Annotated in this window: 8 protein-coding genes and 1 pseudogene; all 9 read right to left on the minus strand. The window is 69.3% G+C overall.

Going from position 1 to position 6,421, the window contains the following annotated elements:
• Positions 1-881: pseudogene (locus P1X14_RS21235) on the minus strand (hypothetical protein); the annotation flags it as partial.
• 1 nt (position 882) lies between these two features.
• The gene (locus P1X14_RS21240; protein ID WP_277317429.1) at positions 883-1,272 is read right to left on the minus strand and encodes a peptidoglycan endopeptidase; all 390 of its coding nucleotides are present in this window, start codon (positions 1,270-1,272) and stop codon (positions 883-885) included.
• Positions 1,259-2,065, minus strand: a complete 807-nt coding sequence (locus P1X14_RS21245; protein ID WP_277317422.1) for a DUF2163 domain-containing protein — start codon at positions 2,063-2,065, stop codon at positions 1,259-1,261. The genes P1X14_RS21240 and P1X14_RS21245 overlap by 14 nt, the downstream gene beginning before the upstream one ends.
• Positions 2,062-4,314, minus strand: a complete 2,253-nt coding sequence (locus tag P1X14_RS21250; protein WP_277317423.1) for a DUF2460 domain-containing protein — start codon at positions 4,312-4,314, stop codon at positions 2,062-2,064. The genes P1X14_RS21245 and P1X14_RS21250 overlap by 4 nt, the downstream gene beginning before the upstream one ends.
• A gap of 118 nt (positions 4,315-4,432) precedes the next feature.
• Positions 4,433-5,002, minus strand: coding sequence for a tail tape measure protein (locus tag P1X14_RS21255; protein WP_277317424.1), 570 nt, complete (start codon positions 5,000-5,002; stop codon positions 4,433-4,435).
• Positions 4,995-5,186 (minus strand): phage tail assembly chaperone, encoded by a 192-nt coding sequence (locus P1X14_RS21260; RefSeq protein ID WP_277317425.1) that lies wholly within the window; start codon positions 5,184-5,186, stop codon positions 4,995-4,997. Before P1X14_RS21260 ends, P1X14_RS21255 begins: the two co-directional genes overlap by 8 nt.
• Entirely contained in the window at positions 5,183-5,494 is a 312-nt protein-coding gene (locus P1X14_RS21265) for a gene transfer agent family protein (protein WP_277317426.1), read from the minus strand. Before P1X14_RS21265 ends, P1X14_RS21260 begins: the two co-directional genes overlap by 4 nt.
• Entirely contained in the window at positions 5,491-5,898 is a 408-nt protein-coding gene (locus P1X14_RS21270; RefSeq protein ID WP_277317427.1) for a phage major tail protein, TP901-1 family, read from the minus strand. The genes P1X14_RS21265 and P1X14_RS21270 overlap by 4 nt, the downstream gene beginning before the upstream one ends.
• A 1-nt stretch (position 5,899) precedes the next feature.
• A complete protein-coding gene (locus tag P1X14_RS21275; RefSeq protein ID WP_277317428.1) occupies positions 5,900-6,286 on the minus strand; it encodes a DUF3168 domain-containing protein in 387 nt (128 codons plus the stop codon).
• Between the last annotated feature and the right edge of the window lie 135 nt (positions 6,287-6,421).

A 6,421-nucleotide genomic window follows, 5' to 3' on the forward strand; every position in this document is an offset into this window, starting at 1 on the left:
TCAGCGTGCGCGCCACGCTGTCCGCTGCCGCAATCGACCGCTGGCTCCCCGCGCTCGCGCGCGCGCGCGCGAGCGCGCGTATCTTCTATCTCCAGCGTCTCGCCGCTTCCGCTCACCAGCCCGATCATATCCTCGCCGCTGCGAAACCAGCCCGCACTTGCACCAGCCAGCGTCTCGGCCACCGCCCGCACGCTGGCGCCATGGGCAGAGAAGCCCGCCAGCGCCTGATGCGAGCCGAGGCCGCTAATCGCGCCGCCCGTCACGGCTTCGATCACCGCACCCGAATCGACCGGCCCCGCATCGGCAATCACTTCGAAAGTCAGCGAGGGGATCCGGTTGCCGAACTCGGCCAGTTCCAGATCCTCGAACACCGCATAGGCGATCCCGCGATGCGCCGGGGCCAGGGTCATTCCCTCTGCCGCCGCGATCAGCGGGTCAGCCGCCTGATCCTCATCGCCCGGATGCAACCGGAATCCGGTCCTTACCTTGAAGTCGCCGGCCGCCCCGCGCAGCAGCTTGCCCTCGGCCCAGATCCGCCCGACGCTCAGGATCGCCCGCGCCGAAAGCGCTACCGCGAACGACGCGGTATAGCTGTAGCTGGTGACCGTCGGCCGCCCCTTGCCGCCTTCGGAGCTGCGATGCTCGATCAGGTCGGTCGACCAGATCACCGATCCCGCCACCCGCATCGTCCCGAACACCTTGGGGAGCTGCGTGCCATAGGAGGATGTCTGCACCGCCAGCTCGGTCAGTCGCGGCCCCTCCCGCCCCTTCGGCTTGAACAATATCTCGCGGTCGATCACCTGGCCCAGCTGCGCGCCGACCATCTGTCCGATCGGCCCGCCGATCATCTGGCCGACCGTGCTCAGCACCAATGTCGCCATTTCACCTCTCCCGCAAACGCCAGCGCCCGATCACCGGCCACGGCACGTCCGGCCGCTCGACCACCCGGCGCAGCATCGCGTCGGCATGGATGATTCCCTCTCCGCTCGAGATCGCGAAGTGCAGCTGCCCCGGCCCGCTGCGCATCAGCAGCAGGTCTCCGGCGGAATCGCCGGCGACAAACCCCGCCGCCTCGATCGCCGCACGCACCCGCGCCGCATCGCCGCCGCGCAGCGCATAGCCGCTCGGCACCTCGCCCTCATACCCTTCGGCCCGCATCGCCAGTCCGGCCAGCCCCAGGCAATCCAGCCCGGCCGAATCGCGACCATGCACCCGGAAGCGCACCCCGACGGCAGCCCGCGCCGCCGCCAGCGCACGCTCACCCACCGGGATAGCGCGTCAGCAGGTCGATCCCGGGCAGATAGGGTTCGCCGCGGAAATTGGCCGCATTGCCGAACCGGCCCGCGCAGGTCGCGATCGACTTGTCGCATCCCTCGATAATCTCGATCAGCGCGCCCGCGCCGTCGAATCGAGGCGGCCGCCTCAGTGTCACCTCCGTCCCCTCGGATCGCGCCACCGCATCCTCCAGCCCCGAATTGCCCCCGCCGAGCCAACGCAACCGCCCGCCACCCCAGCCATTCGCCACCGGCTCGGCCGAATCGAGCGTCAGCACCGCACCGTCCATCGCCGTCACTCGCGCAAGGCGCCGTCGCCCGGCCATCGCCACCCGGCACCTTTTGTCGCCCAGATCGGCGCGGCATTCGGGTGACGTCTCCTCGACCACCGGCCGCTCCAGCGCCGCGGCAGCCCCGCGCAGCTCGGCGGTCAGTGCGTCGCCACGCGTCTCGACCGCCCCGATCGTCCCCTCACCCAGCGAAACCCGCTCGTCCGGCGCAGTCCAGTCGGTCGCAAACACCGCCACCTGCGCCCCGTCCCATCGCCCGGCCAGCAGATCCGCTTCGGAGATAGCCGAACTGGTCAGCGCGCCGGTCACATCCATCGAATCACTATCCAGCGCCGCGCTGCGCGTGATCGCGCTCGGCGTCATCCCCGGCGCCGCGCGATAGACCAGCCCGTCGATTTCGAGATCGCGATCATGCGCGGTCAGCCCGATCGTCACCCCGTCCCGCCGCTCGATCCGCCAGCACAAAGCCAGCGTGGTGAGATCGCCCGCGAGCCAGCTCATTCGCGCACCTCCACCAGCTTCACGCTAACCGCCGCCCCCGCCAGGAAGGTCGCCCGGCTCACGCTCAGCCGGTCCTCGGCAAAGCGCACCGGCACGTCGAACAGGAAGCTCGCAGTCACCACCGCACCATCGGCGGGCGGCACGTCCAGCGTCACCACGCCCTCGCTCAACGCGAAGCCATGAGTCGCCACCCCATCCACCGCGACCGACACCGTCCCGCTCACCGGCCGCGTGATCCGCCTCGCCGCATCGCCATAATGCTTCACCAGCGGAAAGGCCAAAGCCTCGCCATCGCCAGTGCCCAGCACCTCGTCCACGCCCTCGAAATCGAACGGATCGCGCAAGCGAAACCCGCGCGCCGGTCCCATCCGCGCGCGGAAGAACCCCAGCAATTCCGCGATATCGCCTTCGCTGCGCACGCCCGGCCCCACATCGTAACTGGTCCGCGCCTCGGCCCAGTCGGCGTTGCGCTTCTCCTGACCGCCCGCGCTGGTCACGATCGCCGTCGAGACTTCGGGCGTCACTTCCGCCTCGCGCCCCAGCGCCAGCGGGAACAGCACATCGTCGAATGGCGCCACGTCTTCCTCCTGATCGAAGTGAACAAACCCGTCGCGCATCACCTGCGGCAGCGCCCAGACAAAGCTCGCCGCCACGCCTCGCCCCCGCGCCGCTTCAGCCGCGGCATCGATCGCCCGCCATTGCCCCGCATCCTCGGCATTCAGCACAAAGCCCGCGAAATAATGCTGGTCGCCCACCGGATAGCCCAGCCGCGCTTCCGCTTCGGCAATACCCCGCGCCGTCGCCGCCGCATTGCCGCGCGACGCCCAGTCATAATCCTCGAGCTGCAGCACATCGAAGGCAGGCGCAGCCCAGCCCAACGGCAGGTTCGCCCGCTTCAGCTCCGGCGCGGCCCGATCGAGCACCGTCGGCAGATACGCCAGCAGCATCACCTGCCCGCCCGGCGCCGCTGCCTTCACCGCATCGCGCAGCGCCAGCGTGGACGCCGCCAGCAAATCGCCCGCCGCATCCAGCACCGCAACATCGGGCGCGCCCCGCACATTCTGCTCGTCCGGATCGTCCAGCGCCACGCTGGCGGCCGCGTCATGAATGCACAGCCGTCCATCGGGCATCACCCACCACCACGGCTCGCCGACCTGAAACTTCACCTCAAGTCCGGCACCCGCCGCGATCCCCACGAACGCCAGCGCCACGGCCCGCAGATAGACCATCGCGCCCGCATGCGCCGGCGACAACAGCGCCGATGGCGGCTCCCATCCGGTCAGCCCCGGCGACCCATCCGCCGCCCGCTGCTTCCAGTCGCCCCAGACATGCTGATCGAGCAATTCGTAGGACAGCGAGCAGATCACGCCATAACCCAGCGCCTTGGCCCGCGCGGCAAAGTCCGCATGCCAGGCCGCACAAGGCGTACAGATCGCCCCACCGCTCAGGCTCGCATACCAGCCGCCCGAGTTCGCCTCCAGCCGCGGATAATGGCTCATCCCCACATAATGGACGATGTCCCCGCGATAGCCGAGCCGCAGCGCGTTCCGCAGCACCCGCGCCGGGGTCAGATGATAGCAATCGTCATAGCCCGAACAGATCCCGATCCCATGTTCGGGCACCACCACATCGCCGACGGCCAGCACCGAACCCGATCCCGAACAGTCGATTCCGGAAAGCTCGACCCAGCCCTCTATGGGCGCGTCCAGATCCCCCGCTTCGCCTGTAAACTCCGGCGCGACGATCGACACGAACATCCGGTCGACATCCCCTGCCCACACCGGATCGGCTTCGCCCGGCAACAGGAACCCGCCGTCGACTTGTCCGAAGTCGATCTCGACCCAGGCGTCCTCCGGATCACCCGCGGCATAGTTCCACAACCGCACATACCAGGCACGCGGATCCCCCGCCTCGTCCTGCCCCTCGATCGTCAGCACCGGCCCATTGACGGCATCCAGCGCCATCACGCCCGACGACTGCCAGCGAAACCGCAACCGGCATCGCCGGAAGTCGCGGTTCGTTTCGTATTTCAGCAGCACATGATCGTGCCGATCCTCGGCCTCCCAGATCAGCCCGAGCAGATCGTGGCTCCGATAGAACACCGCATCCACCCGCAGCGCATCCGGCGCGGTCGTGGTCACGCTCGCCATCATCGGTCGCGGAAAATTGACGGTCCAGTAAAGCGGATCGAACCGCGACACGACGCCCTCGATCTGCCCCCGCCGCGCGGAGGCCAGCCAGAAACCCATGAATGCTCCCTCTCCCCGTCGGGGAGAGGGCCGGGGAGAGGGGCAGTCGTAGCCCATTCTCGCTGCCACTCTCCCGGCCGCCGATTTCATCGGCCCTCCATCCCTCCGCAGGATGCGTTCACTCAATCCCCGCCAACGCCGCCTTCACCGCCCGCGCCACCTGCCTGCTCGATTGCGCCAGTGCCCCCGGCGCCTCTCCAGCACCGGCATTCACCGTGATCGCCACGCGCACCTCACGGACGCCGCCGCCCGGCGCGGCCATCACGCTTCCGCTAGATGCTGGCACGAACAGTTCCGGCCCCTGCTCACCGACCCAGTAAGGCCGCCCCGGACTCACCGGCCCACCCGTCGCCCGCCCCGGCGATCCGCCGAACAAGGCCAGGATCGAAGCGAACAACCCGCCGCCACCCGATCCGCCACCACCGCCGAAGATCGCACCCAGCCCGCCCTTCGTGGCTTCCGCCGCAATCTCGTTCAGCACGCTCATCGCCACGCGCTTCAGATCCTCGAAGCCGAACTTGCCGGTCCGCACCGCCCGCATCAGCGCATTCTCGATCGCCTGCCCCGCACGGTCCGCACCTGCCGCCATCGGCCCGTCCATCATCCCGCGCATCTCGGCCACGTCACGCGCAAAGCCCTGCGTATCGGCGCGCACGCTCACGATCAGCCGCTCGATTTCCTCATCCATCGGGAAACATCTCCTTCAGCCGCGCAAACTCGCCGCCCGCCAGCGGCGCAGCGCCATCGCCCGACACCGCCTGCACCAGCGCCAGCAGCTCCGCAGGCGTCGCATTCCAGAACAGGTCCGGCCCCCAGCCGAACATCGCGCCCGCCACACCCGCCAGCCGTCCCGCACGCTCCACAAACATCATCGCCCCGCCAGGATCTGCCCGATCAGCGTCTTCAGCGCCGGTGTCGCCGCGGCCAGGCCAGCCTGTGCCACGCCTTCTCCGAACGCCTCGCGCGTCAGCGCCTCGGGCCGCTCGCGCAGACAATGCCAGAACAGCGCGACCATCTCGCCGAGCGAAAGCCGCCCCTCCGCCGCCCGCTCGACCAGCCCGAACAACGGCCCGATCTCGCCTTCCGCCGCCACCAGCGCGGCAAAGCTCGGCCGCAGCACCAGCATCTCGCCCGCGATCCGGATCCCGGCCTCGCCCCGCACCGGATTGGCCGCGTTCATGCGCTCACCACCGGCCCGGAGCTCTCCAGCGAAAGGGTGTACGAACGCTCCCCGTTGAAATCACCGGCATAGTCCAGCCGCGTCACCAGGAACCGCCCGGTCATCGTCGCGCCGCTCTCGAACGCCAGCCGATAATCGTCGATCACCCCGGTCAGCGCATTGGCCTTCACCCGAGCTTCCGCCGCCGATCCGGTGAACACGCCCGCGCCCGACACGCTGACCGAACGCACCCCCGCGCCCGACAGCAATTCGCGCCACCCGCCCGAATCCTTGCTGGTGATCACCACCGCTTCGCCATTCACGCTCATCTGCGTCGTGCGCAGCCCGGCCACCGTGGTGAACACTACCGGCGCCCCGCCATCGCCCACCTTCAGCAGGAACGCGCTTCCCTTCTCCGCCGCCATCTCAGCTCTCCTTCAGCATCCGCACCCGAAATTGGCTCAGGCTCGTCCAATGCGCGTCACGCTCCCGCACGATCCGCCCGCGCACAAAGGTCAGGCTCACGATCCGCCAGCCCTCGCCCAGTTCGCGGTCCATCACCTCGATCGCGTCCTCGACTGCGCCGGCCAGCACCCGCAGCCGCGCCGGTCGTTCGCCGCCGTCATGCAGTTGCACGGCAAACCGCCCCTCGCGCCCGGCCATGTCCTTGGTCGACCAGTCGGCCAGCACGACTTCCTCGACCAATGCATAGGGCAGCGCCGCGCGCACCGGCGGCGCATCGAACACGCCGCTCACCTCCAGTCCGTCGATCGCCGCAATCACCCCGGCCTGCAGCAACACCCGCACGCTCATCGCAGCATCCCCCCGATCCAGCGCAGCTCGGGCCGCCGCCACAGCGCGCGCCCCGCAACCTCGATCCTTCCGCCGGAAACCTCCGCCGAGACCCCCGGCACCGCGTCCAGCTTCGCCGCCAGCCGCGCCGCCACG

It is taken from the genome of Sphingomonas sp. AOB5, from assembly GCF_029433115.1.
GTDB lineage: Bacteria > Pseudomonadota > Alphaproteobacteria > Sphingomonadales > Sphingomonadaceae > Sphingomonas.

Coding starts and splice junctions, on each gene's coding strand:
- P1X14_RS21245 (WP_277317422.1), bottom strand. CDS start 2,065: ATGAGCTGGCTCGCGGGCGATCTCACCACGCTGGCTTTGTGCTGGCGG.
- P1X14_RS21250 (WP_277317423.1), bottom strand. CDS start 4,314: ATGGGTTTCTGGCTGGCCTCCGCGCGGCGGGGGCAGATCGAGGGCGTC.
- P1X14_RS21255 (WP_277317424.1), bottom strand. CDS start 5,002: ATGGATGAGGAAATCGAGCGGCTGATCGTGAGCGTGCGCGCCGATACG.
- P1X14_RS21260 (WP_277317425.1), bottom strand. CDS start 5,186: ATGATGTTTGTGGAGCGTGCGGGACGGCTGGCGGGTGTGGCGGGCGCG.
- P1X14_RS21265 (WP_277317426.1), bottom strand. CDS start 5,494: ATGAACGCGGCCAATCCGGTGCGGGGCGAGGCCGGGATCCGGATCGCG.
- P1X14_RS21270 (WP_277317427.1), bottom strand. CDS start 5,898: ATGGCGGCGGAGAAGGGAAGCGCGTTCCTGCTGAAGGTGGGCGATGGC.
- P1X14_RS21275 (WP_277317428.1), bottom strand. CDS start 6,286: ATGAGCGTGCGGGTGTTGCTGCAGGCCGGGGTGATTGCGGCGATCGAC.